Annotated in this window: 14 protein-coding genes and 4 tRNA genes; 5 read left to right on the forward strand and 13 right to left on the reverse strand. The window is 46.6% G+C overall.

The window, feature by feature from the left end; all coding sequences use genetic code 11:
• Positions 1-2: 2 nt before the first annotated feature.
• Together EKN56_RS11995 and malT are read right to left on the reverse strand one after the other, a co-directional pair.
• Entirely contained in the window at positions 3-4,016 is a 4,014-nt protein-coding gene (locus EKN56_RS11995; RefSeq protein WP_130591997.1) for a beta strand repeat-containing protein, read from the reverse strand.
• A gap of 443 nt (positions 4,017-4,459) precedes the next feature.
• Positions 4,460-7,168, reverse strand: a complete 2,709-nt coding sequence (gene malT / locus EKN56_RS12000; protein ID WP_130591998.1) for an HTH-type transcriptional regulator MalT — start codon at positions 7,166-7,168, stop codon at positions 4,460-4,462.
• Between the two features lie 378 nt (positions 7,169-7,546).
• Between malT and malP the strand changes: the two genes are divergently transcribed.
• Both malP and malQ read left to right on the forward strand, forming a co-directional pair.
• Entirely contained in the window at positions 7,547-9,940 is a 2,394-nt protein-coding gene (gene malP, locus EKN56_RS12005) for a maltodextrin phosphorylase (RefSeq protein ID WP_130591999.1), read from the forward strand.
• 10 nt (positions 9,941-9,950) lie between these two features.
• Positions 9,951-12,050 carry a 4-alpha-glucanotransferase gene (gene malQ, locus EKN56_RS12010; RefSeq protein WP_130592000.1) on the forward strand — a complete coding sequence of 700 codons (2,100 nt, stop codon included), beginning with the start codon at positions 9,951-9,953 and terminating at the stop codon, positions 12,048-12,050.
• A 756-nt stretch (positions 12,051-12,806) separates the two neighbouring features.
• On the opposite strand, the gene malM is transcribed toward malQ, so the two are convergent.
• The 3 genes from malM to malK all read right to left on the reverse strand — a co-directional run bounded on the left by malM (position 12,807) and on the right by malK (position 16,251).
• The gene (gene malM, locus EKN56_RS12015) at positions 12,807-13,733 is read right to left on the reverse strand and encodes a maltose operon protein MalM (RefSeq protein WP_130592001.1); all 927 of its coding nucleotides are present in this window, start codon (positions 13,731-13,733) and stop codon (positions 12,807-12,809) included.
• A gap of 100 nt (positions 13,734-13,833) precedes the next feature.
• On the reverse strand, positions 13,834-15,099 hold the full coding sequence (locus tag EKN56_RS12020) for a maltoporin (protein WP_130592002.1): 1,266 nt from the start codon (positions 15,097-15,099) through the stop codon (positions 13,834-13,836).
• A 42-nt stretch (positions 15,100-15,141) separates the two neighbouring features.
• Positions 15,142-16,251: a maltose/maltodextrin ABC transporter ATP-binding protein MalK gene (gene malK, locus EKN56_RS12025; RefSeq protein WP_130592003.1), complete on the reverse strand. Its 1,110-nt coding sequence runs from the start codon at positions 16,249-16,251 to the stop codon at positions 15,142-15,144.
• A 416-nt stretch (positions 16,252-16,667) separates the two neighbouring features.
• Between malK and malE the strand changes: the two genes are divergently transcribed.
• The 3 genes from malE to malG all read left to right on the forward strand — a co-directional run bounded on the left by malE (position 16,668) and on the right by malG (position 20,450).
• Entirely contained in the window at positions 16,668-17,894 is a 1,227-nt protein-coding gene (malE, locus tag EKN56_RS12030; RefSeq protein WP_130593690.1) for a maltose/maltodextrin ABC transporter substrate-binding protein MalE, read from the forward strand.
• A gap of 85 nt (positions 17,895-17,979) precedes the next feature.
• Positions 17,980-19,545 carry a maltose ABC transporter permease MalF gene (gene malF, locus EKN56_RS12035; protein ID WP_130592004.1) on the forward strand — a complete coding sequence of 522 codons (1,566 nt, stop codon included), beginning with the start codon at positions 17,980-17,982 and terminating at the stop codon, positions 19,543-19,545.
• A 14-nt stretch (positions 19,546-19,559) separates the two neighbouring features.
• A complete protein-coding gene (malG, locus tag EKN56_RS12040) occupies positions 19,560-20,450 on the forward strand; it encodes a maltose ABC transporter permease MalG (protein ID WP_130592005.1) in 891 nt (296 codons plus the stop codon).
• Between the two features lie 405 nt (positions 20,451-20,855).
• Here the strand turns inward: malG and EKN56_RS12045 are convergent.
• From EKN56_RS12045 to recA, 8 genes are all read right to left on the reverse strand, one after another.
• Positions 20,856-20,932: transfer RNA gene (locus EKN56_RS12045), tRNA-Arg, on the reverse strand.
• Positions 20,933-21,012: 80 nt separating this feature from the next.
• Positions 21,013-21,089, reverse strand: a tRNA-Arg gene (locus tag EKN56_RS12050).
• Between the two features lie 81 nt (positions 21,090-21,170).
• Positions 21,171-21,247: transfer RNA gene (locus EKN56_RS12055), tRNA-Arg, on the reverse strand.
• 21 nt (positions 21,248-21,268) lie between these two features.
• Positions 21,269-21,361: transfer RNA gene (locus EKN56_RS12060), tRNA-Ser, on the reverse strand.
• A 289-nt stretch (positions 21,362-21,650) separates the two neighbouring features.
• On the reverse strand, positions 21,651-21,836 hold the full coding sequence (gene csrA, locus EKN56_RS12065; RefSeq protein ID WP_027275176.1) for a carbon storage regulator CsrA: 186 nt from the start codon (positions 21,834-21,836) through the stop codon (positions 21,651-21,653).
• 278 nt (positions 21,837-22,114) lie between these two features.
• Positions 22,115-24,742, reverse strand: coding sequence for an alanine--tRNA ligase (gene alaS, locus EKN56_RS12070; RefSeq protein WP_130592006.1), 2,628 nt, complete (start codon positions 24,740-24,742; stop codon positions 22,115-22,117).
• Positions 24,743-24,881: 139 nt separating this feature from the next.
• Entirely contained in the window at positions 24,882-25,349 is a 468-nt protein-coding gene (locus EKN56_RS12075; RefSeq protein ID WP_130592007.1) for a regulatory protein RecX, read from the reverse strand.
• A gap of 37 nt (positions 25,350-25,386) precedes the next feature.
• On the reverse strand, positions 25,387-26,442 hold the full coding sequence (gene recA, locus EKN56_RS12080; protein WP_130592008.1) for a recombinase RecA: 1,056 nt from the start codon (positions 26,440-26,442) through the stop codon (positions 25,387-25,389).
• Positions 26,443-26,487: the final 45 nt, after the last annotated feature.

The raw sequence follows: 26,487 nt of genomic DNA on the forward strand, positions 1-26,487 counted from the left end.
GGTCAGGTTGACCGCATTAAAATCCCCCCCTGTGCAAAAACTAACGTACCGGCATTAACGGCAACATTTCCCTGAGAAGAGCCAGTGGAATTTAAGGTCAGTGAACCGGCACCTAATTTAGTTAATGAACCAGAACCCGATAACACACCTGAATAGGTAATATCGTCCAGACGGTTAAAGATCAATGCATCATTATTGATAATATTACTGATAATGCTGCCGCTGCTACCGCCAGAACCAATTTGTAAAGTACCACTATTAATTGATGTAGAACCGGTAAAGGTATTATCACCGGTCAGAGTCAGAATGGTTGAAGCCGAGTTTTTCTCCAGTGCTCCATTGCCGCTAACAACACCAGCATAAGATAAATCAGCGCTGTTGGTAAAAATCAGGCTGCCATTATCGGTGATATCCCCGGCATAACTTCCGGCTCCGTCAATCGTCAGAGAGGAACCGCTGTTGATGGTCATATCGCCGGTGTAGGTGTTATTGCCCGTTAGGGTAAGCCTGGTGCCATTATCTATAGTGACTGAACCACTACTGCCTATCAGACCAACGGCAAACACCGACTCCGTCTCACCTTTAAGCGTCAAATTGCCTCCGTTGATATTGAGCGTCGCGCCGGTAATACCGTTATCGTTAGTCAGCATAGAGACAATATGCGTCTTGCCATTCAAATCAACGGACGTGTTATTGGCCCGATACCAGAGGCTCTTTCCTGCGCCCAATACATTATCGGCCCCCAGAATCAGCGTACCGCCATCAATATAGGTATTTCCGGTATAGCTGTTACTACCATTATTTAACGTAATGCTGGTGCCGGCATTAATGGCAAGATCGCCATCACCGCTGATTAATGCGTGCAGTTCATCAGCGCCACTCGGCGTGGTGGCATCATTGGATAAGGTGGTAGTAAAACCGCTTAACAGTTGCAATCCGGTCAAAGCATAGTGGGTATATAACCCTGTCGCATCGCTCTCCAGAGAGATGGCATAGCTACCAATGGCAACGGTATTTCCGCTTTGTTGTATATTGGCGGTGTCCGCAATAGCGTTATTTGATAAATCTGTCAGCGTCAAACCTGATGCATCACCGGTTACGCTACCGGCGGTAATCAGGCGGAAATTTGTCCCTTCATCCTGCTGCAAAATATTAGCGGTACTACTTACGATGTTGTCAGGGTTGACGGCGACCGTACCGCTTCCCAATGTCAGGGTATTGGCATTGATCACTCCGGTAGGCAGATTTTCAAACCGTAGCGCCCCGCCGTTAAACACCACGCCACCAATAGTTTGTGTACCGCTATCAACAACAACGGTGCTACCGGTATCGAGTTGTAATGTTGCGTCGGTTAACGCAACAGTATTGTTCCCCGTCAGGGTGAATGTGCTGTTACCCAGTTGAACAGTACCGGTAAACAGATTTCCTGCTCCGCTACCAAACTGGAAGGTATTGGTTTTATCCAGCAATGACACCAACAATATGCCATTACCCGTTAAGGCGTTATTAAACTGGTAATTACCCGATGAAGGAGAATCAACAAACAGTGTTCCTGCGGAATCAATCATGACAGCAGAACTGCCAATTGAACCAGCATTAGTTAAACGCAAGGCACCGCCGGATACTTTAGTACCACCGGTATGGGTACTTGTCCCCGTCAGCGTAAAAGTTCCCGCTCCCGTTTTGCTCAGTAACCCGACGCCGCTAAACGCATTATCAGTAGCAATATCGAAACCATTAGAGTCAACCGTACCTCCGCCGCTCAATAAAGCTAATCCTGTTGCACTAAAACCACTGATAAAGGTGTTATTACCAGCGAGAGCTTTCAGTGTCCCGCCGTCAAGATTGACCTGACCGGAACCGGTACCCAATAGCGTATTGGTTAACACTGTACCCGCGTTGCTGACATTCAGTGTTCCTGCTCCTGAAGTCCCTACACTGGTTGCCACACGTGATTTTAGCGTTGAGCCAGCACCACTAACTGTCAGGGCGCTGCTATTACTGATTTGAGTGCTGGAATCTTCAACCGTATTTCCGCCATTAATCAATAAAGAGCCGCCAGTAACCTGAATATTTGAGCTGGCATCACCGGTGAGATTGACATTGCCAGCCAGCGTTAAGCTGCCGGTATTTTGTTTTAGCAGAGAGCCGGTACCGGTGATAGTTCCTGAGTAAATATCATTAGCCGTATTATTGACTGTCAGGGTTGTGCTGTTATTGGCACCCATGGTGATTGCACCACCGGTACTGCCGTTAAGGTTCTTCAGCGTCTGGTTTAATCCATTGAGATCAAAAGTACCGCTATTAACCTGCAGGCCACTACTGCCAGCAATCATATTGGCAATCCCAGCCTGCAAGATGCCATTGTTAATGGCGGTCGCGCCAGTAATGGCCTGAACTTTTGTCAGGGTGGTGGTTCCTGATCCTGACTGCGCTAATGCACCCGCCCCGCTGACAATACCGGTATAGGCATAATTATCTGCACGGTTAAACACCACGGTGCCACTGTCCGTGATGTTACTGGTGATGCTTCCTCCGGTGCTGCTCCCATTATCCCCAATCTGGAGTATGCCGTTGCTGTTAGAGACATTGACGGGACCGGTATAACTACCCTGGCCAGTAACCGTTAAGGTACCGCCATTATTCTTTACCAGACTGGTATTGGTACCTGAAAGAACCCCACTGGCATCGACAATCAACGAATTCTGCCCTGTTCCGTCAAACTGAATTGCCGTGGTGCCGTTGCCGCTGGCATTCAGCGTTCCGGTGAGCTGTAGCGACACATCATTATTGGTGGTGTTTTTGATATTACCGTTAAGCTGTGCCCCGCTGCCAATAGCCAACTGACCGCCGCTTAGCGTCCAGTTTTGTGTACCAGTATTAGTTAAAGTCCACTTACTGTTTTCCTGTTTATCAAACAGAACAAAGTGGCGATATTGAGTTGAGTTACCAATCAGAGAGAGATTAAAACTGTCAGAACCGGTGTCCCCCCCTAGAGCCAGTAGATCGTTACCACCAGCAGCATCAACAAAACCGGTAATAATTGAACCAGGCTCCAGGATCAGGGTATCAGCCGTACCTGACCAAAACATCGCCCCCTGACCTGATGTATTTTGAATAGTACCGCCATTACGCACGGTAATCGCCGCATTAGCGTTGATTGCCCAGTCAGAACCGCCTGCCGCCGTTGAAATTAACCCCCAGTTGATAATATTGGCAGTGCCGTACAACTGCATGGTCCGGGCGAGTGAACTAATGGTGCCACCCGCTTCATTGGTAATATTAATAGTGCCGGCATTGTTCCAGATAGCATAGTTATTACCGGTGGATATGGTGCCGTAATTATCGATAGTGGTATTATTTCCGGCAATATTTAATGGAATACCACTGGTGGAAGAAATGGTAGCACCAACACTATTATTAATAATATAAGTGCTTGTTCCCGTTAAATTTAGCGTTTCACTATTGATAGAAGTAATAGAACCTGCATTATTCAGTATTAAGTTAGTATTATTAACGCTACTTTCAATGGTATTGGCTGAACCACTTGTCGAAGTATTAGTCAGTATCCCATTATTAGTAATTAGATAGTTTCCACTGACTCTTAGTCCAATCAAATCTGCAGAACCTATACCAGGAGGAACCGAGGCATTTCCTGCATTAGTTAATGACCAACTGGTATTAGTAGGAGCTGTTGTCTGAATACCACTAAACGTTAAACCAGAATAAACATAACTACCGCCAGAGTTGATCACTAATCCAGTGTTATTGCCGGTATACGTTAGTAAACCAGTAAAACTGCTGTCCAGCGTTAAAGTACTTCCATCGGTACTGATAGTGCAGTTACCCGTTTCTGGCGTCGTTACCGAGCCGCCTGTTGCACCACAAGATGCATTAACACCGTTAGAAATGAGCCCCATAACCAATAATGGAAAAGCTCTATATAAACTAACCACTAACGGAGAAAGCCTATATTCAGGATGCCCATTCTCTTTATTTATAAATAACGGCGCCATACCATAATATTCCACTATTCTGATTTATATCTACAAGTATTGTTCAGTTCTTCAGAAATGAAATATCCACACACAAAATTAAGCTTTTTTTATTTTTTAATTACTTGTCTGAAAAACTTTTGCATTGATAACTATGGAATTAATTAAACAAGATAATGAAAATAAAAAACAGTCAATTTATTCAATAAATTATATTGATATGAAAAATATCACCATTGTTTTTAAAGAGATTTAAAAATCATTTCTAATTAGAAATGAAATTTAAAAATACGAATAAAAAATCAAAAAAACCTCCCATTAAAAATAAATTCCATAATACTTTTGACTGATATTATGAATAATTTATTTAACAGGTAGTAAAAATAACTCATTAAGATAAATACAAAAAAATAAGACCCGTTAATTCATCATTAACGGGCCCTCTGACTCAACTCGTTTTTAGGTTATGTGTTATAACCCATCATTTCCAACAGTTGCTGAGCCTGTTGTATGGCTTCCTGACGATGGGTAACGCCAATTTTCTGGTACAGATTACGAATATGCGTTTTGATCGTGGTGGAAGCAACGCCCAGCTCTCCCGCTATCTGGTCGTTACTGTAACCAGAATAGATGAGTCCTAAAACCTGCCACTCACGGTGGGTTAACTGACTGGTTCGAATCAACTCCGGCGTTTGTGCATTATTCAGCAGCTGATGAACAAAGTTCTCATCAAAGTGGGCAAACTTGTGTCGATAGTGCTGGTTAAGCTCGCGCAGAATACGCTGAGCATGATGTTGATTATGTTCGGTCAGGGTATTTAGCTGCAATAACTGGCGTAACTGTTGAGCCATACTTTCGCCTTCAATGACGAAGTTACTAATAATACCGGTGCGATAAGCCAGCGTCAGTGCCTCAATCAGCATCTGCTGTGCCTCACCATTTTGTCCTTTATGCCAATAAAGCATATTACACAGTATCAGATTTCGTCCCAGCTCACTGACCAGTTGTAGCTGACGAGCACTCTTGATGATATCCAGCAGAATGACTTCTGCTTCATCATAAAGTCCCAACAGAAGCTGAGCCCGGATAATATTGCGCCACTGCCCATGTTGAAAGTGATTATAAGCCCCGATCGGCCGTTGAGTTCGATGCAGCCAACTGGCTGCCGCAACTCGATCATCGGTCATTTGCCAGTAAATCACTCGCGGCTTATCGGCGTTGGTTTGCCAGTCGCTGTGGTATTGGGCATTACTTAACAGGTTTTCACAACGATAAAGGTATTGACGGGCATTATCCAGATTGCCGCGCGCCAAAAAGCATTTCGCCAACAGTGCCAGACACTGTAGCTGCTGCTGCCCATTATCTAAAATTTCCATTCCTTTACGGGTAGCCAGCTCCGCCTCATCAAGACGTGCCCATTGCCATAATAGCTGAGCGCGCAAGCGCAGCAGAAATTCATGCATTGGTAGTTGTTGCAGGTTGAACTCTTCCACCAGCGCAAAAGCTTTATCCTGTACTTCGTAGGCTGCCTGTACAAAGCCCTGAGCCAGCAGAATTTCACTCTGCTGTAGCAACGCCCATAGCGCATAGTGGTAAATTTCAAAGTGACGGGCCATTTGCTCGGTTTGCTGCATCATGCCAAGAGCTTCGGTCAAATTGCCTTTGCAATGCATCACTTCACCAATCACAGAGGTGGCAACGATTCGACCGTAATAGCTGTCCGGTGCCAGATTTTCAATTGCCGTCATTGCCAGCATTTCTGCTTCATCCGGTGCTTCAGAATTAATCGCAATTTGTGCACGCAAAACGTCAAACTCCGCGTACAGCCAGGGTTCAATCTCAATCTGTTTTGCCGTTATCTCTTTTTCTGCTTTAGTCAGTAACAGGTTTACTTCCGCATGACGGTGTTGCCCCTGTGCCAGCCAGGCCTGTAGCAAAATGAGTTTAGGTTTTTCAATCAGGTAATCGTAAGGCAGTGCATTGATACACTCCTCCAGCAACTCCAACTCGCCGTGATTAAACAGTGACCAGGCATGCTGTAACAAGATATCCCGCAGTAATTCGAGGTTATTCGCACTCAACGCGTGATAAATAGCTTCGCCCGAGTAGCCCATGTTGAGCCATCCCTGAGCGGCGGCCTTATGAATTTCCGGCAGCTCCTGAGCCAGCTCATTTTGACTGCGCTGGCGTAAAAAACTGGCAAACAGAGGGTGGAAGCTAAACCATTCACCCCGATCGTCCATACGCTGAATAAATAGCCCCTGACGCTCGGTCTCCTCCAGTCGCGCCTGGCTTCTGTCTTCTCCGGTAATGCAGGTAATCAGCTCCGCATTCATTGAACGCAGCACCGAACAACGCAACAGAAACGAACGCGTTACTGCATCGGTCCGATCGAGCACTTCATCCACCAAATAGTCATACAGATAGCGAATATTAAGTCCTGAAAGGCGTTTAGCCGATTGCTTTACCGAATGCCCGGACTGATGAGTAGAGAGCGCAATTAATTGTAATGCCGTCGCCCAGCCCGCCACTTCATCGCACAACCGATGGGACTCTTCTGTTGATACCGGTGCTTCAAGACGACGGTCAAAGAAATCTTTAGCTTCATCATGGGTAAACGCCAGGTGCTGGCTATCAATCTCTAATAATTGACCATGTACCCGCAATTTAGCAATTCCCAGCGCGGGAAGATTACGCGACAAGATCACCAGCGTAAGGTTTTCTGGCTGATGCTGTAAAAAGAAGCGCATCCCATCATGAATAATGTCATTGGTAATCAGATGATAATCATCAATAACCAGATACAACGGTTGCTGCCACTCTGATAATTCAACAAACAGCTGGGCAAATAGCGCGGTAATACTGGTGTACTGGTGCTTTTGAGTGAGAATTTCACTTTTCTCACAGAGCCCATTGGTTGCCTGTTGCACTGCGGAAACTAAATAGCTGGCAAAGCGTTGTGGTTGATTATCGCTTTCGTCCAACGAGTACCATCCCAGATAAGGCATTTCGGATGCCCATTGGGTAACTATGGTGGTTTTTCCATAACCTGCCGGGCTCGTTACCAATATCAAACGATAGTCAAATGCATTGGATAACTTATTCACCAAACGGTCACGCATCACTACGTGCGTTTGTCTTACTGGACGGCTGAGCTTCGATGGAATTAGCATATAATCAGACTCGAATCTTAATTAATATATGTAAATACAAATAGTTATAGCACAAATATTTCTTTTTGTACGCCCAGTCTGACACATCTGACAGTACCACAATATAACGCTAACCTGTGGTTATCTGAAAAGGCCCTGTGTCACAATTCCAACTTTCTGTTTTGATGCATGTCTGATATTAGTCGCATACTCTATTTTTATCCGCCCCCCAATCGATAATTTTGACCTTGAGAATATAAAAATCATCGTATGAATATGGTCCAACTACGCCCCACTCCTCCTCCCCAACTAATCCCCCTCGGGATGATGCTCTCCACCTGCATCAATGACAGCATGAGCGCTACTCTATAATTAACAAAATCAGAGGCCCTACCTACTATGCAAACATTTAATACCGCGCAGTTTCATGACAGTCTGGCCCGTCAATGGCGAAGCTTTGGTCTGCAATCGGCGCAACAGATGACTCAACACCAATGGTGGCAAGCACTCAGCCGTACATTAAACGAATTACTGCCGCTGCAGGCTACCGCTCCGGATACTCAGCAACGGCAAGTTAACTATATTTCAATGGAATTTCTGATCGGCCGTTTAACCGGGAATAACTTGCTTAACCTTGGGCTGTATCAACAAATAAAAACCGCTCTGGCCGACTATAAAGTTGACCTTACCGATCTGTTAGAGCAAGAAGTGGATCCGGCGCTGGGCAACGGTGGGCTGGGTCGTCTGGCGGCCTGTTTTCTGGACTCAATGGCCACCATTAATCAACCAGCCATCAGCTATGGTCTGAATTATCAATATGGTTTGTTTCGTCAGTCATTTAAACAAGGTCACCAGCATGAGTCTCCTGACAACTGGATGCGTGAACATTACCCTTGGTTTACCCGCAATGAAACGCTAAACGTACAGGTTAACTTTGGCGGCAAGCTGGTTAAAAATGCAAAAGGCGTTGAGCGCTGGGAACCAGCATTAACGCTGGTTGGTGAAGCCTGGGATCTGCCGGTCGTTGGCTATCAAAACGGTGTGGTTCAAACTTTAAGATTATGGCAATCCACCCACAGCGAACCTTTCGACCTGATGCTGTTTAACGATGGTAAATTCCTTCAGTCTGAACGTCTGGGCATTGAAGCAGCAAAACTGACTAAAGTTCTCTATCCCAATGATAACCATACTGCGGGTAAACGCCTGCGTCTGATGCAGCAATATTTTCAGTGCGCTTGCTCTGTTGCGGATATTCTGCGCCGTCATCATCTGGCCGGGCATAAAATTGAGCAACTGGCGGACTATCAGGTTATTCAGTTAAATGATACTCACCCAACCATCGCTATTCCTGAACTAATGCGTATTCTGCTGGACGAGCATCAAATGAGTTGGGATAAAGCCTGGTCGATCGTGAGCAAAACCTTTGCTTACACCAACCATACCCTGATGCCGGAAGCTCTGGAGTGCTGGAGCGCTTCGTTAATGCAGAGCCTTTTGCCGCGTCACTTTGCCATCATTAAGCAAATTGATGCTCACTTTAAGCCGCTGGTAGAAAAAACCTGGCCTAAAGATAAAGCCGTATGGGAAAAACTCTGTGTGGTTCATAACCGTCAGGTGCGCATGGGTAACCTGTGTGTTATTGGTGGTTCCGCGGTGAACGGCGTGGCCGCCCTGCACTCCGAACTGGTGGTGAAAGATCTGTTCCCGGAATATAACCAGTTATGGCCAAACAAATTTCATAACGTCACCAATGGCATCACTCCTCGTCGCTGGTTGAAGCAGTGTAATCCAGCGCTGGCATCACTGATTGATGACTCTATTGGTACCGGTTGGGTAACTGATTTAGACCAGTTGAAAAAGCTGGAACCGTTTATTGGTGATGCTGCTTTCCGTCAGCGTTATCAGCAAATCAAAGATGACAACAAGCAGCATCTGGCACGTTATGTGAAGCAGGTTACCGGTCTGGTCATTAACCCTGGTGCTATATTTGACGTACAGATAAAACGGTTGCATGAATATAAGCGTCAGCACCTTAATCTGTTACATATTCTCTCTCTTTATCGCCAACTGCGTGATAACCCGGCATTGGATATTCCACCGCGGGTATTTCTGTTTGCGGCTAAAGCCGCTCCGGGTTACTACCTGGCAAAAAATATTATTTATGCCATTAACTGTGTGGCAGAGAAGATCAATAACGATCCGTTGGTTAATCAGAAGCTGCAGGTGGTATTTATTCCTGACTATAAGGTATCGGTAGCCGAGCTGATTATTCCTGCCGCCGATGTGTCTGAACAGATCTCTACTGCGGGTAAAGAAGCTTCAGGTACCGGTAATATGAAGCTGGCCCTGAATGGTGCACTGACTATTGGTACACTGGATGGTGCTAACGTGGAAATCGCTCAGGAAGTAGGAAACGAAAATATCTTCATTTTCGGTCATACCGTTGAGCAGGTTAATGCCTTAAAAGCTTCCGGTTATGATCCGCTGAAATGGCGTAAAAAAGATAAGCATCTGGACGAGATTTTAAAAGAGCTTTCCAGCGGTTTCTTCACTCAGGGCAATAAACATGCCTTCGATCTGATGTTAAACAGTCTGGGCAGCGGTGGCGATCCTTATCTGGTTCTGGCTGATTTCGCCGATTACTGCGAAGCACAGAAGCGTATGGGTGAACACTTTGTCGATCGCGATCTCTGGACAAGAACCACAATTCTGAATACTGCTCGCGTTGGTATGTTCAGTTCTGACCGTTCTATCCGTGACTATCAGCAGCGTATTTGGCAGCGCAAAGCATAAGCAGGTATGTATGAAGAAAAAAGAGTCACTCCTGGAACAAACGGCAGCGGCCGCAGGCATATCAGGTAGTTATCTGAATGCCTATGGTCAGCCGGAGATCATCAGTGATGAGGTGAAACAGCTGTTGCTATCAGCAATGCAGTTCACCCTACCAAACGATAAGGAGGGGGAGCCGCTTCCCCCGGTTATCGTGTTACAGCAAAACAGCGCATTCTCCTTGCCACTGACTTTTGAAGCTCAGTGGCAGCTTGTATTAGAACAGGGAGAATTACGTCAGGGCAAAGTGGCTAAGGGTAAACCGTTAAAGCTACCAGCCGACCTGCCCTGCGGTTACCATCAGCTAACCTTGACTCAAGGTCAGCAGCAGTGGAGCTGTGAGGTGATTGTGGCACCCGTGCGCTGTTATGAGCCGGCCCCCCTTCATCATCACCAAAAGCTGTGGGGAACCTGCGTGCAGATGTATACCCTGCGCTCCGATCGCAACTGGGGGATTGGTGACTTTGGTGATGTTCAGCAATTGCTCAAAAGGGTCGCTGAGCGAGGCGGGGCTTTTGTTGGGCTGAATCCCATCCATGCCCTCTATCCGGCCAATCCTGAGTTTTGTAGCCCTTATAGCCCTTCTTCCCGCCGTTGGTTAAATATTATTTATATTGATATCAATCAGGTGGATGATTTTCATCACAGTGCTAAAGCGCAAAAATGGTGGCAGCAGGCCGCTACTCAGAAAAAGTTAGTCGAGCTACGTAACGTTGAATGGGTTGACTACACTGGCGTGATGTCATTAAAACTGGCTGCACTGAAGTTAGCTTATCAGCAATTTATTACCCGTCCGGAAAGAGATAAGTCACAACGGGAATTCAATGAGTTTGTAACTCTGGGTGGCGATGATCTACGTTATCAGGCAATTTTTGATGCCTTGTCAGTTCACCTGGTACAGGCTGGCCACTCCTGGCAGTGGTATCAGTGGCCGATTGGTTATCAGGATAGTCAGAATAAAGAAGTCAGCCAGTTCGCTCAGGAACATGCTTCTGAAGTGACATTCTATCTGTGGCTACAATGGTTAGCTCACCAGCAATTAAGTGAGTGTTACCGTATTTCCCGTAAGCTGAAGATGTCGATTGGTTTATATCGTGACCTGGCAGTAGGTGTGGCTCAGGAGAGCGCCGATGCCTGGAAAGATCGTTCCCTGTATTGTTTTAGCGCTTCAGTTGGTGCTCCTCCAGATATTCTTGGTCCACTGGGGCAAAACTGGGCGCTACCGCCAATGAGACCGCATGTGATGGTTGAACGTGCCTATCAGCCATTTATTGATCTGTTACGAGGCAATATGACCCAGTGCGGTGCATTACGTATCGACCATGTGATGTCATTATTGCGGTTGTGGTGGATCCCTCAGGGGGAAAGCGCGAAAAACGGCGCTTATGTACATTATCCGGTAGATGATTTATTGGCGATTCTGGCGCTGGAAAGTCAGCGACACCAGTGTATGGTTATCGGTGAAGACTTGGGTATTGTACCTAAGGATATCGTCAGTAAGTTAAGCACCTGTGGGGTTTACTCCTATAAGATTCTGTTTTTTGAGCAAGATGAACAAAATCAGTTAACGCCACCGGAAGAGTATCTGCCACAGGCAATGGCGACAGCAACCACCCATGATATGCCTACGTTGAAAGGTTACTGGCAGTGTGGTGATTTAGCGTTAGGCAAACAGTTGGGACTCTATCCTAACCCATTGGCTCTGGCGAAAATCTATCAGGAACGCGAACTGACCAAGCAAGGTATTCTGAACAGTTTGCATCGCTATTACTGTGTGCCGAAAAGTATGCGTAAGACGGTGAAGGATATGCCCATGTCTCCGGAGCTTAATCGCGGTATATTGCGTTATTTAGCACTGACGGAGAGTGCTCTGGTGGGTATTCAGTTAGAGGATTTACTGGATATGTCAGAGCCAGTAAACGTTCCTGGTACCTATAAGGAATATCCAAACTGGCGTCGTAAGCTGACGGACTCGCTGGAAAATATGTTTGCTGATTCATCGACACGTCGTTTGCTGAATGATTTGAATAGCAAGAGACAGTTGGCGGCGAGCCGGAAGTCGAAGCAGAAATAGCCGTAGGCTAATAATGAATATAAAGGGCCATCAAATGATGGCCCTTTATATTTTAATTGGTTTTTGAGGATATTCCGATTGGGAGATCGTCGGTACTTTAGTTTCGAGGATGTCGGCGTTGCCGACGATTGGCGTTTGGATAGTTGGGATCTGAGAATATTCCGGCCGTAATAGCTAATGTGTTCATATTATCTTTGTGCTCGGCCGGGGGGACCATCAGTACTTTGGTTCCGAGGATGTCGGCCTTGCCGACGATTGGCGTTTGGATAGTTGGGGTCTGAGAATATTCCGGCCGTAATAGCTAATGTGTTCATATTATCTTTGTGCTCGGCCGGGGGACCATCAGTACTTTGGTTCCGAGGATGTCGGCCTTGCCGACGATTGACAATGCTAACTGCCAGCCAGATATTACATTTGGGCATTTATTTTTTATATTGAGCTTTTTGCCCTTTGCCCTTTGCCCTTTGCCCTTTGCCCTTTGCCCTTTGCTTTGCCTTTGCCCTTTGCCCTTTGCCCTTTGCCCTTTGCCCTTCAGGTTAAAGCATCCGAATGTTGCCGAAGGAAGACCAGAGGCAGCACGAGCCGCATGGATGCGGCGAGAGGCATAGCGACGCCGGGAGCGGCTCTATGCCGGTGCGTTAAGCCTCTGGGCTGACTGAGGTTGCCGCCGCAACGCCCCTTTGCTCGACGCAAACTCCACTGCTGAGTCAAACTCAGCAACTGAGGCGGCGAAACCTTCTCTGAATCTAATTCAAATTACTTCTTACTCTTCACACTCCCAACAAACGTCTCCCTCGCCGTTGTCGATCCCAATCTCTCCGCTTCATCCAGCAACTTCAGCGCTTTATCAATATCCCCCTGCTTCACCGCAGTACGAATACTCTGGTTAAAGTACTCTTCGGTATCCGTCAGTACTTTTTCCGGCGCGGCATGCGCTTTTGCTGCCGGAGCTGCTGCTGGCGCAGGAATAACCGCGGTGGCCGCAGTATCTGATGAAGAGGTTGGCATCAACTGACCAATCATTACGTTGCCGTTTTGCTGGTCAGATTTCACCACAACTTTCAGCGTACCCTGCTCACTGTGTTGAGCAATTGGATCCGGAATATCCGGTACCGCATTCCCCACGCCCTTAGCATAAGCTTTGGCTGGAGCTGTTAATTTGGTGGTTTGTTGCAGGTCTTTATTGGTGGTGTACACCAGCATATAGATCTGCTGTTGGCCCAGGGCCGGAGTCAGGCGTAAAGTGCCTTGCAGGCGGTCGGTATCCATAACTTCAGGACCCGCATAAGCAAATCGTTCGCTGGGATAATACGCAGCCGGACGCATTTGCTCGTCCAATACTAAGACGTTAGGTGCATACACACTTTTATTGTCTACCAGGCTGGATAAAGTTATTTCCAAAGTACCGCGGTTAGCCGGCAGCGCGATGGTAGCAACCGCACCACGAATATCCCCCTGAGACAATTGAGGTGAATTCGCATCCAGTTTGATCGTTTGAGATGTAGGTGGAACCAGCGGCTGCCATGGCAACTGCTGTAGCTTACTGCCAGAAAGTGTAGGAGCGGTTGTCACGCTCTCCGGAGCCTGAACGTTATCACTGAACAGCGATACCGCCTGAGCCTGACCGACCATGCCGCTGCCAAGTGCCAGAGCTAAGCATAAGGCCAGATATTTGTTATTCATTATTTTTCCCTCTGAAAGTAGCAAAATACTCATACAACAGAAAAATGACAGGCGTTGAACAGTCAATCATTCACGCCTGTCATTGGGACATCAGATGTTATTACCACCAGGCTTCGAATTGAACGCCGAAGGAGAACTCATCATCATTTCCACGGCTGTAGGTTTTAGTCGAGGTATCATTGGTTGCAACACCGTCGTTATATCCCCACTTCTCATCCCAATTTGCATAGGTACCGAATACGCGAATGGCCGGACGAGACCAAATGCTGTTACCTGCTTGCCATTGTTGTGCCAGCGTAATTTTATACTGGCTGTTACGATCGCCAGTGTTCTGAGCCTTCACATTATCATAGCCTGCTTCCAACAATGTGCTCATAATTGGTGTCCATTTGTACATTGGACGCACACCCACGGTGTACCAGGTTGAGCCATTGTTGTTATCAAGATCGGTGTCCTGATACATAGCTACATACATCAGATCCCAATCCTGTGCCAGAGAAATGGCACCGTGATCCAATACGCGGACCATACTACCATTGTTATTTACGCTGGCACCTTGTGAGTGGCCAGTATTCCAGGAAGTCATTGAATCTGTTGCATATTGAACCACAAACTTGTTAAAACCACCTAACATACTTTGAGTATGCTCTGCGGTAAACATGGCGCCATCTTTCGAAGCGTCATCAGCTAAAGAATAACCATCACGCGCGTTGGCGCGGCCATAGTCCACACCCAGCTCCAGTACGCCATCCGGGTTGGTATTCAGGTTGGCTAAACGAATGTCAAACACATCGTTAGAGGTTGGAACCTCATCAGCCTGTCCATCAATCCAACCGTGAGAACCACCCGCTTCGGTATCACGGGTAACCGCCATCGATAATTTACCAAAGCCCAGATCGATATTTTCCAGACCTGCTCCCGGACCAGAAATATCCCAGTAGTAAAAGTCGATCATATGAACATCGTGACGCTGGTAGAAACGCTTACCGGCCCACATGGTTGAACCAGGCAACCAGTCGATCAGGTTTTCACCTTTCACGTTAATTTCACGGAATGCCGGGTCAGTTGCTTCCCAGTCGTTTGCCTGATCGATTGAGTAGGCAACGTTGGTGTCCAGATAAAACTTCTTGTCGCCTTCTTGCCATAACTGCTGCCCTAACTTCAGTTCTGCGTAGGTTTCACATTCGTTACCTAAACGGTACTTACTTTGTGCACCCGTCGCCTGAAAACATTGTTGGTCACCACCATCCCCTGACCAGCCAATACCAGAACGAGCATAACCATGAAAATCAACAGCCAGTGCCTGAGTTGCAAAAACTCCTGCTGCAACGGCTAAAGAAAGTTGTAACTTGCGGGACACGACCATCGTAGTTCTCCTATGATGCCACCAGGTGGCTTATATGTTTATTTAAACGCCCAGCTCTCTGTGTAACCGTTGACAGGCCCTGCCATCGCTGTGGAATAGATGACAGCGTTGTGGCGGTAAACCAATGGCAAAGGTGGAGCCTTCTTTTACCAGAACAACGTCGTTCTGACGGTAAATCAGGTTTTGTCCGATCGACGGAATTTGGATATGGATCTGTGTTTCATTGCCTAACTGCTCTACTACCTGTACTTCTCCCTCCAGCGTGACATCTGCAATCTCACTGGTTGTTAAATGTTCAGGCCGGATCCCCAGAGACATATTGGTCCCCACCTGAACTCCATGACTGTCTACCGGTAGCCAAACCAACTGCCCGTTTGGTAATGCGATCTGTACTTGTTCAATCGCCGTTGCGGTGACTTTCACCGGTAGGAAATTCATTTTTGGCGAGCCAATAAATCCGGCTACAAAGCGATTTGCCGGATAGTGATAGAGCTCCAGCGGCTTGCCCACCTGAGCAATGCGCCCGGCGTCCAGTACCACGATTTTGTCCGCCAGCGTCATGGCCTCCACCTGATCGTGAGTAACGTAAATCATGGTGCGTTTGAGGCGGTTATGCAGACGGGAAATCTCGATACGCATCTGAACCCGCAGAGCGGCATCCAGGTTAGAAAGCGGTTCATCCAGCAGGAAGACTTCTGGTTCAGCCACCAAAGTACGACCAATTGCTACGCGCTGACGCTGTCCACCAGATAGCTCTTTCGGTCGACGTTCCAACATATGCCCCAGCTGCAGCATCTCTGCCACCTGAGCGACCCGGTGCTTAATTTCACTCTTAGGTGCTTTAGCCAGCTTCAGGCCAAAAGACATGTTGTCTGCCACAGAAAGATGGGGATACAGCGCATAAGACTGGAACACCATTCCGATACCACGCTGTGCCGGAGGCACCTCATTCATTCTTTTACCGTTGATGGTCAGTTCGCCGGAGGTGATATCTTCCAGACCAGCAATCATGCGCAACAGAGTAGATTTGCCACAGCCCGATGGGCCTACAAATACGACGAACTCACCATCATCGATTTCAAGATTTATGTCCCTGGAAATGACAACATCACCGAACGCCTTACTTACATTGCTTAGCGTGACATTGGCCATAATTAGCTCCTCTCTGTTTGTCGGTTTCTGTGGTCATACTCAACCAACCGATAAATTGGTATGGCTGCGATAATGCATAAAAAATCGCAAGAACAAATCATCCACCGAAAGGTTTTTTATGGGGGGAGGAGCTGGGAGGATGAGATAAACAGAGGGGAGATGATTTCCTCGCTGAGGAACGAAAGATTGTGAATTTACTCACAAATTAATCACAGACTTTATGTGATGGCGCGCACAAAATGCGTTGTAATTGCAACACACATCACACAAAGGTGTTGGAGGGCATAGAAAAGAGGAGGATGCGTTTTATTCACTCAAGGCGGCAACATAGTCACTGTGTAAATGTCTTTGCCCCGGCAACCGAATACCGATTGCTATCCGGCCTACCTGACTAAATTGAAAGAAGGATAACTATGATGTTCCGTATACTAAAAGCTGCACGTCGTCATACCCAACGTCCACTAGCGGTTTCTAAGGTGGCAACCCTATCTGCTCTGGTCGCACTTTGTCTCTCCAGCTCGGCAATGGCCAAAATTGAACAAGGCAAACTGGTTATCTGGATCAATGGTGATAAAGGATACAACGGTCTGGCCGAAGTCGGAAAGAAATTTGAAAAAGATACCGGCATCAGCGTTACCGTTGAGCATCCGGATAAAATGGAAGAAAAATATCCTCAGGTCGCTGCAACAGGCGATGGTCCGGACATCATTTTCTGGGCTCACGACCGTTTTGGCGGTTATGCTGAATCAGGCCTGTTGGCAGAAGTCACTCCATCGAAAGCCCTGCAGGACAAAATCGCACCATTCACCTGGGACGCGCTGCGCTATAAAGGCAAATTGATTGGCTACCCTGTCGCGGTAGAATCCTTATCACTGATCTACAACAAAGACTTACTGCCAGAGCCACCAAAAACCTGGGAAGAAGTGACCGCTCTGGATACCAAACTGCGCGCCAAAGGTAAAAGCGCCATTATGTGGAACCTGCAAGAACCCTACTTCACCTGGCCACTTATTGCTGCTGACGGCGGCTATGCCTTCAAATTTGAAAACGGCAACTATAACGTGAAAAACGTAGGGGTAAATAATGCCGGTGCACAGGCTGGTCTGCAGTTCCTGGTAGATCTGGTGAAAAACAAACACATCAATCCTGACACTGATTACTCCGTAGCAGAAGCCGGCTTTATTAAAGGCGAAACCGCCATGACCATTAATGGTCCATGGTCATGGGGCAATTTGGATAAAGCCAAAATTAACTATGGTGTTGCTCTGCTGCCAAGCTTTAAAGGCAAGCCATCTAAACCATTCGTTGGCGTACTTTCTGCTGGTATTAACACCGCCAGTCCAAATAAAGATTTGGCCAAAGAGTTTCTGGAAAACTACTTACTGACCGATGAAGGATTAACTCTGGTGAATAACGATAAGATGCTGGGTGCTGTAGCTCTGAAATCCTATCAGGAGAAACTGGAAAAAGATCCTCGCATCGCCGCCACCATGAACAATGCGCAAAAAGGTGAAATCATGCCAAATATTCCGCAAATGAGCGGATTCTGGTATGCCGAACGCAGCGCCATTCTGAATGCGATTCATGGCCGTCAGACAGTTCCTGCTGCATTAAAAGATGTTGAAACTCGTATCACTAAGTAAATCAGTAAAACAGCGGCGCAGATGACTGCGTCGCTGCTAATCACCGGATGTTTATAGTATCCCGGGCCACCTAAAGGAGTTCGTCATGTCTGTTATTCAAACCGAATTACCACAAGGAAATAAATGGTTTAGCCTGGGTAACGGCCTGAAATGGCTGGTCATTACACTCTTCGCGCTGTTTGCATGCTATCTGGTGGTACTGATGTATGCTCAGGGCGAATATCTGTTTGCCATTCTGACCCTGATACTGGTGGGTTTGGGTTTGTATGTGTTTGCTAACCCGCGTGCTTATGCCTGGCGCTATGTGTATCCGGGTATGGCGGGAATGGGGCTGTTTGTACTGTTTCCTTTAGCCTGTACCATTGCTATTGCATTTACCAACTACAGCAGCGTCAACCAGCTCACTTTTGAACGTGCTCAATCAGTATTGTTGCAAAATCAGTTTACTTCCGGACATGCCTATAACTTCTCGCTCTATCCGGAAGGCCAAAAATGGCGTCTGTTTCTGAATGATACACAAAATGAGATGTTGCTCTCTGAGCCTTTTGATCTCAATGCACCGCCTCCAACCCTGAAAGTGGAGAAAACCACAGCGGCACCAACAGAAGAAGCCGCCCCTTTACGCGTTGTTATTCAAAATAACAAACAGCTCGGAACGTTATCCGTTCAACTGCCAGAAGAAAAAGTCTTGCGCATGAGTTCACTGCGCCAGTTTTCTGAAATTCAATCGCTGTATGTGCTGGGCGAGGATCAAAAGACCCTGCTCAACCAGCAAACCGGCGTTCGTTATCTGCCTAATAAAGATACCGGTTTTTATCAAGCGGTTGATGCTCAGGGTCAGTGGCAAACCGAAGTTCTGAGCCCCGGTTTTACCGTTACCGTCGGCTGGAAAAACTTCCTGACGGTGATGTTTGATGAAGGTATCCAAAAACCATTTATCTCTATTTTTATCTGGACTATCGCCTTCTCGCTGTTGACCGTTGTGTTTACCGTGGCGGTGGGCATGATCTTAGCCTGCGTTGTCCAGTGGGAGTCGTTGAAAGGCCGAGCCATCTATCGGGTACTTTTAATTCTGCCTTATGCCGTTCCATCTTTTATTTCGATACTGATCTTTAAAGGGCTATTCAACCAAAGTTTTGGTGAGATCAACATGATGCTGGAGGCGTTATTTGGCATCAAACCGGCCTGGTTTAACGATCCAACCATGGCCCGCAGTATGATTGTGATCGTCAATATCTGGCTGGGCTATCCTTATATGATGATTCTGTGCATGGGGCTACTGAAGACTATTCCTGATGATTTATATGAGGCTTCTGCAATGGATGGTGCTAACCTGTTCCAGAACTTTTTCCGTATCACCTTCCCATTATTAATTAAGCCATTAACACCGCTGATGATTGCCAGCTTTGCGTTTAACTTTAATAACTTTGTATTGATTCAGTTACTCACTAACGGTGGTCCTGACCGGATTGGTACCACCACGCCGGCCGGTTATACCGACTTACTGGTTAGCTTCACTTACCGTATGGCATTTGAAGGCAGCGGTGGACAAAACTTTGGTCTGGCGGCCGCGATTGCCACCCTGATTTTCTTACTGGTGGGTGCACTGGCAATTATCAACCTCAAAGCCTCACGTATGAACTTTGATTAAGGAGAGAGAATAATATGGCAATGGTTCAACCTAAATCTCAGCGACTACGTATTGGCGTTACTCATATTCTGCTGCTGTGTTTTATTGCGCTGATTATGTTTCCACTACTGATGGTAATCGCAATATCTCTGCGTTCAGGTAACTTTGCTACCGGCAGTTTGATCCCTGAACAAATATCCTGGGAGCACTGGAAACTGGCATTAGGATTCAGCATCACCGACGCCAACGGCAAAGTGACGCCGCCGCCCTTCCCGGTTCTACTGTGGTTATGGAATTCGGTCAAAATAGCGGTGATTACATCAATTGGCATTGTAGCGCTGTCCACTACCTGTGCTTATGCTTTTGCCCGTATGCGTTTTCGCGGTAAAAGTACGTTGCTAAAAAGCATGCTGATCTTTCAGATGTTCCCGGCGGTACTCTCTTTAGTGGCATTGTATGCGTTGTTTGACCGTCTGGGACAGTACGTTCCTATGTTGGGCTTAAATACCCATGGTGGCGTGATATTTGCCTATCTGGGAGGGATCGCTCTGCATGTCTGGACCATTAAAGGCTATTTTGAAACTATCGATGGCAGCCTGGAAGAAGCCGCAGCACTGGATGGAGCGACGCCATGGCAGGCATTCAGATTAGTTCTGCTGCCGCTGTCGGTGCCCATTCTGGCAGTAGTGTTTATCTTATCGTTTATTGCTGCCATCACTGAAGTACCCGTCGCGTCATTGCTGTTACGCGATGTGAACAGCTATACGTTAGCAGTGGGTATGCAACAGTATCTCAATCCACAAAACTATCTGTGGGGAGATTTTGCTGCAGCCGCCGTGTTGTCCGCTATCCCTATTACCGTTGTCTTCCTGCTGGCCCAGCGCTGGTTAGTCAGTGGCCTGACGGCTGGCGGCGTAAAAGGATAGTGTTTTTAAGCTACATCCCTCATTGTTGTCTTTGTCTCACTTCAGCGGTCTTTCAGACCGCTTTTTTATTGGCGCTTTTGATGCAGTACATTGATGCCATCAACTCGATATCAATATCATTGCCAAACGGATAGAACGCGCTGTAATTGATTTTAAGCAATAATTTTACTGTCAGTTAATCAGGGGAGTGTAACTCGAATAAAACACTACAGGGCCTTTCTGACGCTACATTTACCCCACCGAGAATATAAACACCCCGTACCGACAATAAGATCGTATGTATATGCAAGAACGAACAATAAGATTGTGAATCAATAGATAAAGGATGAAAAAGAGGTCGGGAATGGCAAATATCAAATTTCAGGCATAAAAAAAGATACCTTTCGGTATCTGCAAACTTCAAGATGGTGCACCCGAGAGGATTCGAACCTCTGACCGCTCGGTTCGTAGCCGAGTACTCTATCCAGCTGAGCTACGGGTGCTCTTTGATTCTTTCAAACAAATACTACGGCGGCATCTGTTTTTATTACAAACGCTGTTATAAAAACAACAGTGTAAAATATGGTGCACCCGAGAGGATTCGAACCTCTGACCGCTCGGTTCGTAGCCGAGTACTCTATCCAGCTGAGCTACGGGTGCTCTTTTGATTCTTTGAAACAGATATTACGAAGATATCTGTTTTTGATACGAATGCTGTTACTAAAACAACACTGTAAAATATGGTGCACCCGAGAGGATTCGAACCTCTGACCGCTCGGTTCGTAGCCGAGTACTCTATCCAGCTGAGCTACGGGTGCAGATTCTAACAACGTAGTAAATGGCGGTGAGGGAGGGATTCGAACCCTCGATGCAGCTTTTGACCGCATACTCCCTTAGCAGGGGAGCGCCTTCAGCCTCTCGGCCACCTCACCGTGTAATTACTATCTGCAGGCTGCTAAACGTTTAAAATGTTTATCAACACTGCGTGGCGCACATATTACTTTCCCGGACTTATAAGTCAAATACTTTTTCGTTGATTAGGTTCGTTTGTGCACTAAGCAAACAACACGAACAATTTGCCAGCAAAAAATCGTGCTTTTGTGGCTAAAACCAAAGGGTAAAACAAGAATATAAAAATGATGTAATAATAAAAAACTGAAGGGTTTTGCAAAAATCAACGCGCCTTACTTTCGATAATCGCAGGTAAGGCGCGTTTATTGGTTAAAAAGTCGATTGTTGTGACTTTTCAGCCTGAATTCGCTGGTAGATCTCTTCACGATGAACAGATACTTCTTTCGGTGCATTAACACCAATACGAACTTGATTACCTTTCACGCCCAGAACAGTAACAGTTACTTCGTCACCAATCATCAGCGTCTCACCAACTCTACGAGTTAGAATAAGCATTCTTTGCTCCTTGACAGATTAAACAGACCATTGCATCTCTTTGTGCATCCTGCCCATTATCCATGATATGCCCTAAGAACGTAAGCTATAAATCCGATAGATTAACTAGCATCACTGACTCATTCAGCCAATAATCAAGATAAGAACACGTATATGCCTAAGTTTAGCTAACTTTTGTCATTTTGTACTAATTTGTTCCAACTAAAAATATCAAACAATCCCGCGGGTTCCAAGATGATAAAAACGAATAATCATACAAACCTGCGGGATTTCCTGTTTTATAGCTTAGCCGCAACCCAATTTTCGACCGTTGCCAGTGCAGCCGGTAATGCAGCTACATCGGTACCGCCCGCCTGAGCCATATCAGGACGACCACCGCCCTTACCGCCCACTAACTGAGCAACAGGACTAATCAGGTCACCCGCTTTCACGCGATCGACCAGATCTTTGGTAACACCAGCAATCAGACTGACTTTATCATCATGTACCGTTGCCAATACAATAATTCCTGAGCCCAGCTGGTTCTTAATATCATCAACCATAGTACGCAGCATTTTTGGTTCTACGTTTTGCAGGTTACTAACCAGTAGCTTAACCCCTTTCACGTCAACCGCTTTGCTGACCAGTGATGAGCTCTCCTGAGCTGCCAGCTGATCTTTTAACTGTTGAAGCTCTTTCTCAACACCTTTGGCGTGTTCTAACAGGCTCTTCACTTTTTCAATCAGACTGTTGCTGTCGCCTTTAACTAATGATGCCACTTCATTCAACACATCACTTTGCTGATGCATAGAAACAATTGCATTCTCACCGGTAACAGCTTCGATACGACGCACGCCAGCGGCAATACCTGATTCAGAAGTAATACGGAACAGGCCGATATTACCGGTAGCATCAGTATGCGTACCACCACAGAGTTCGGTTGAGAAATCACCCATGGAAAGTACGCGAACCTTATCATCGTACTTCTCGCCAAACAGCGCCATCGCGCCTTTAGCTCGGGCATCTTCTAAATCCATGATATTAGTTTCTACCAGCAAATTACGACGAATTTGCTGGTTAACTAAATCTTCAACGGCACGAACTTGTTCTGGCTTCATTGCTTCAGGATGGGAGAAGTCAAAACGCAAATAGTTGTCATTAACCAGAGAACCTTTCTGAGCAACGTGCTCACCTAAAATCTGGCGCAATGCAGCATGCAGTAAGTGAGTTGCCGAGTGGTTAAGACGAATACGTCCACGACGTACGCTATCTACCACGGCATCAACGCTGTCACCGACTTTCAGTTCACCCTGAGCTAAACGCCCAACATGACCAATTGCCTGACCATATTTTTGGGTATCCTGTACATCAAAAGTGCTATTAGCTGATTTCAGCACTCCCTGATCGCCAACCTGACCGCCAGATTCGCCATAGAATGGAGTACTGTCCAGCACCACTACCGCTTCCTGACCGCTCTTAATTTCTTTAACTTCATTACCGGCAACAAACAGGGCGATAACTTTTGATGACTGCTCCAGACGCTCGTAGCCGCTAAAACAGGTTTCACCGTCAACGCGGATTAATTTGCTGTAGTCAGCACTAAAACCGCTGGATTCACGAGCGCGACGGCGCTGTTCTTCCATCGCTTTTTCGAAACCGACTTCATCAACTTTGATGTTGCGCTCACGGCAGACATCAGCCGTTAAGTCCAGCGGGAAGCCAAAGGTGTCGTACAGACGGAATGCCGTTTCACCGGCCAGCGTATCTCCGGTCAGCTTGCTCAGTTCTTCATCCAGCAGCGTTAAACCACGCTCCAGAGTACGGGCAAACTGCTCTTCTTCGGTTTTCAGGGTTTGTTCAACCATTGACTGCTGGCGACGTAGTTCATCAGCAGCACTACCCATAACGTTAATTAACGGCGTAACTAACTTATAGAAGAAAGTCTCCGTAGCGCCCAGCATATGACCATGACGCACAGCACGACGGATAATGCGGCGTAATACGTAACCACGGCCCTCATTTGAAGGCACAACGCCATCAGAAATCAGGAAAGCACAAGAACGAATATGGTCAGCAATAACCCGTAACGATTTACTGGTTAAATCAGTCGCTTTAGTTTCTTTAGCCGCAGCATCAATCAGGGTGCGGAACAGATCGATATCGTAGTTAGAGTTAACGTGCTGTAAAACAGCAGCAATACGCTCTAAGCCCATACCGGTATCAACGGAAGGCTTCGGCAATGGCAGCATGGTTCCGTCGGTTTGACGGTTAAACTGCATAAATACGATATTCCAGATTTCGATATAGCGGTCGCCATCTTCTTCCGGTGAACCCGGAGGGCCGCCCCAGATGTGATCGCCATGGTCAAAGAAGATCTCAGTACATGGACCACAAGGGCCGGTATCGCCCATTTGCCAGAAGTTATCTGATGCGTAAGCAGCACCTTTGTTATCGCCAATACGGATAATTCTTTCGCGAGGAATGCCGATCTCTTTTTCCCAGATTTCGTAAGCTTCATCATCTGTTGCGTACACGGTCACCCACAGCTTCTCTTTTGGCAGGTTAAACCACTGAGCGCCAGTGAGTAGTTCCCAGGCAAAATTGATAGCATCGTGTTTAAAGTAGTCACCAAAGCTGAAGTTGCCCAGCATTTCAAAAAAGGTGTGGTGGCGGGCGGTATAACCTACGTTTTCTAAGTCATTATGTTTACCACCGGCGCGTACACAACGCTGAGAAGTCGTTGCCCGAGTATAGGCACGCTTATCCAGCCCAAGGAATACATCCTTAAACTGGTTCATTCCTGCGTTGGTAAACAGGAGTGTTGGATCGTTATGCGGCACTAAAGAGCTGCTGTCGACAACCTGGTGCCCTTTACTATTAAAGAAATCGAGAAACGCTTGACGGATCTCAGCGGTGCTCTTGCTCATATAATTTCCAATATCTGGCTAAAATGAAGGCGATTCGTAAGTTAAGCACGAAAAAACGGAAGTAACCGACTTATTTACGAATTAAAAGTAGCCATAAGATAAAATTTCTTTGATGGGAAGTAAATCCGCAGAAGATTTATTATTCAGAATCGGTGAAAACTGATTGAATTTCGTCCTGAGCAAATCCGCGATAGGCCAGATAACGCTGCATTTTTGAGCGTTCTTTCCAGTCGCTCGGGATATCATCGCCAAAACGCTGGGTGGCCACTTTTTTGGCTTTCTCATACCAGTCAATTTCGCACTCTTGCATGGCCCGGGATATATCGTCCCGATCGATGCCCTTTTGCTGTAATTCCGACTGAATGCGCTGACGACCATAACCTTTATGGCTGCGGCTAATAATAAACTTACGGGAGTATTCTGCATCATTAAGCCAGTTGTACTGATGGCAATATTCAATGGCCTGATCGATGGATTCTTTGGAGATGGGTTCTTTTTCTGCGGTACGGTCAAAAGGAGAGTGCGCCGCAAGCTTACGGCGCATCTCTTGTTCACTATAATCACGCTGGGCTAATAAGCGCATTGCTCGTGGTAATAGTGATTTCATAACTAATCTACTCTATAACTTAAACTTACAGCTGAGATTAAAGCTCTTCGCCTTCTGGCAGCTCAGCATCATCTTCTACATCGCCACCCTCTGGCACAAACGGATTAGCGGTCAGCAATAATTCACGCAGGCGTTTTTCCAGATCATTAGAAATCGCCGGGTTTTCCTGCAGGAATTTCATTGAATTTGCCTTACCCTGACCAATCTTGTCGCCGTTATAGGCATACCATGCACCAGATTTATCGACCAGTTTATGTTTAACGCCCAGATCGATTAGCTCGCTCTCTTTAGAGATACCGCTGCCATAGAGAATTTGGAAATCTGCCTGGCGGAATGGTGCAGAAATTTTATTCTTCACCACTTTAACGCGCGTTTCGTTACCTACCACTTCTTCACCATCTTTAATTGCGCCTACACGGCGAATATCCAGACGAACAGAAGCATAGAATTTCAGTGCGTTACCACCGGTAGTGGTTTCAGGGTTACCAAACATAACGCCAATTTTCATACGAATCTGGTTAATGAAGATCACCAGACATTTAGCATTCTTGATATTACCGGTTAACTTACGCAGCGCCTGAGACATTAAACGTGCCTGCAGACCAACGTGAGAGTCACCCATTTCGCCTTCGATTTCAGCTTTTGGTGTTAACGCAGCAACGGAGTCAATGATGATAACGTCAACAGCACCGGAACGAACTAGCGCGTCACAAATTTCCAGCGCTTGTTCACCCGTATCCGGTTGAGAGATCAGTAAATCATCAACCTGCACGCCCAGTTTGGCGGCATAAATAGGATCCAGAGCATGTTCAGCATCGATAAAGGCACAGGTTTTGCCTTCTCTTTGCGCCTGAGCAATCACAGACAGCGTCAGCGTGGTTTTACCGGAAGATTCTGGCCCGAAGATTTCAACAACACGGCCCATTGGTAAACCACCAATGCCCAGTGCAACGTCCAGGCTCAGGGAGCCGGTAGAAACAGACTCAACATCAAGAGATTGAGTGTCACCCAAACGCATGATAGAACCCTTACCAAATTGCTTTTCAATCTGTCCTAATGCGGCGGCAAGCGCTCTTTGTTTGTTGTCATCCATTATGCGGCTCCGTGGTTATCAAATATGGTCATAAAGTAATACGAG

Source organism: Limnobaculum zhutongyuii, assembly GCF_004295645.1.
GTDB classification, from domain to species: Bacteria; Pseudomonadota; Gammaproteobacteria; order Enterobacterales; family Enterobacteriaceae; genus Limnobaculum; species Limnobaculum zhutongyuii.

Excerpts from the sequence above, each read along its gene's own strand:
- malF (WP_130592004.1), top strand. The coding sequence starts at position 17,980 with ATGTCTGTTATTCAAACCGAATTACCACAAGGAAATAAATGGTTTAGC.
- EKN56_RS11995 (WP_130591997.1), bottom strand. The coding sequence starts at position 4,016 with ATGGCGCCGTTATTTATAAATAAAGAGAATGGGCATCCTGAATATAGG.
- csrA (WP_027275176.1), bottom strand. The coding sequence starts at position 21,836 with ATGCTTATTCTAACTCGTAGAGTTGGTGAGACGCTGATGATTGGTGAC.
- EKN56_RS12075 (WP_130592007.1), bottom strand. The coding sequence starts at position 25,349 with ATGAAATCACTATTACCACGAGCAATGCGCTTATTAGCCCAGCGTGAT.
- malM (WP_130592001.1), bottom strand. The coding sequence starts at position 13,733 with ATGAATAACAAATATCTGGCCTTATGCTTAGCTCTGGCACTTGGCAGC.
- malE (WP_130593690.1), top strand. The coding sequence starts at position 16,668 with ATGTTCCGTATACTAAAAGCTGCACGTCGTCATACCCAACGTCCACTA.
- malQ (WP_130592000.1), top strand. The coding sequence starts at position 9,951 with ATGAAGAAAAAAGAGTCACTCCTGGAACAAACGGCAGCGGCCGCAGGC.
- malP (WP_130591999.1), top strand. The coding sequence starts at position 7,547 with ATGCAAACATTTAATACCGCGCAGTTTCATGACAGTCTGGCCCGTCAA.
- recA (WP_130592008.1), bottom strand. The coding sequence starts at position 26,442 with ATGGATGACAACAAACAAAGAGCGCTTGCCGCCGCATTAGGACAGATT.
- alaS (WP_130592006.1), bottom strand. The coding sequence starts at position 24,742 with ATGAGCAAGAGCACCGCTGAGATCCGTCAAGCGTTTCTCGATTTCTTT.
- malT (WP_130591998.1), bottom strand. The coding sequence starts at position 7,168 with ATGCTAATTCCATCGAAGCTCAGCCGTCCAGTAAGACAAACGCACGTA.
- malG (WP_130592005.1), top strand. The coding sequence starts at position 19,560 with ATGGCAATGGTTCAACCTAAATCTCAGCGACTACGTATTGGCGTTACT.
- EKN56_RS12020 (WP_130592002.1), bottom strand. The coding sequence starts at position 15,099 with ATGGTCGTGTCCCGCAAGTTACAACTTTCTTTAGCCGTTGCAGCAGGA.
- malK (WP_130592003.1), bottom strand. The coding sequence starts at position 16,251 with ATGGCCAATGTCACGCTAAGCAATGTAAGTAAGGCGTTCGGTGATGTT.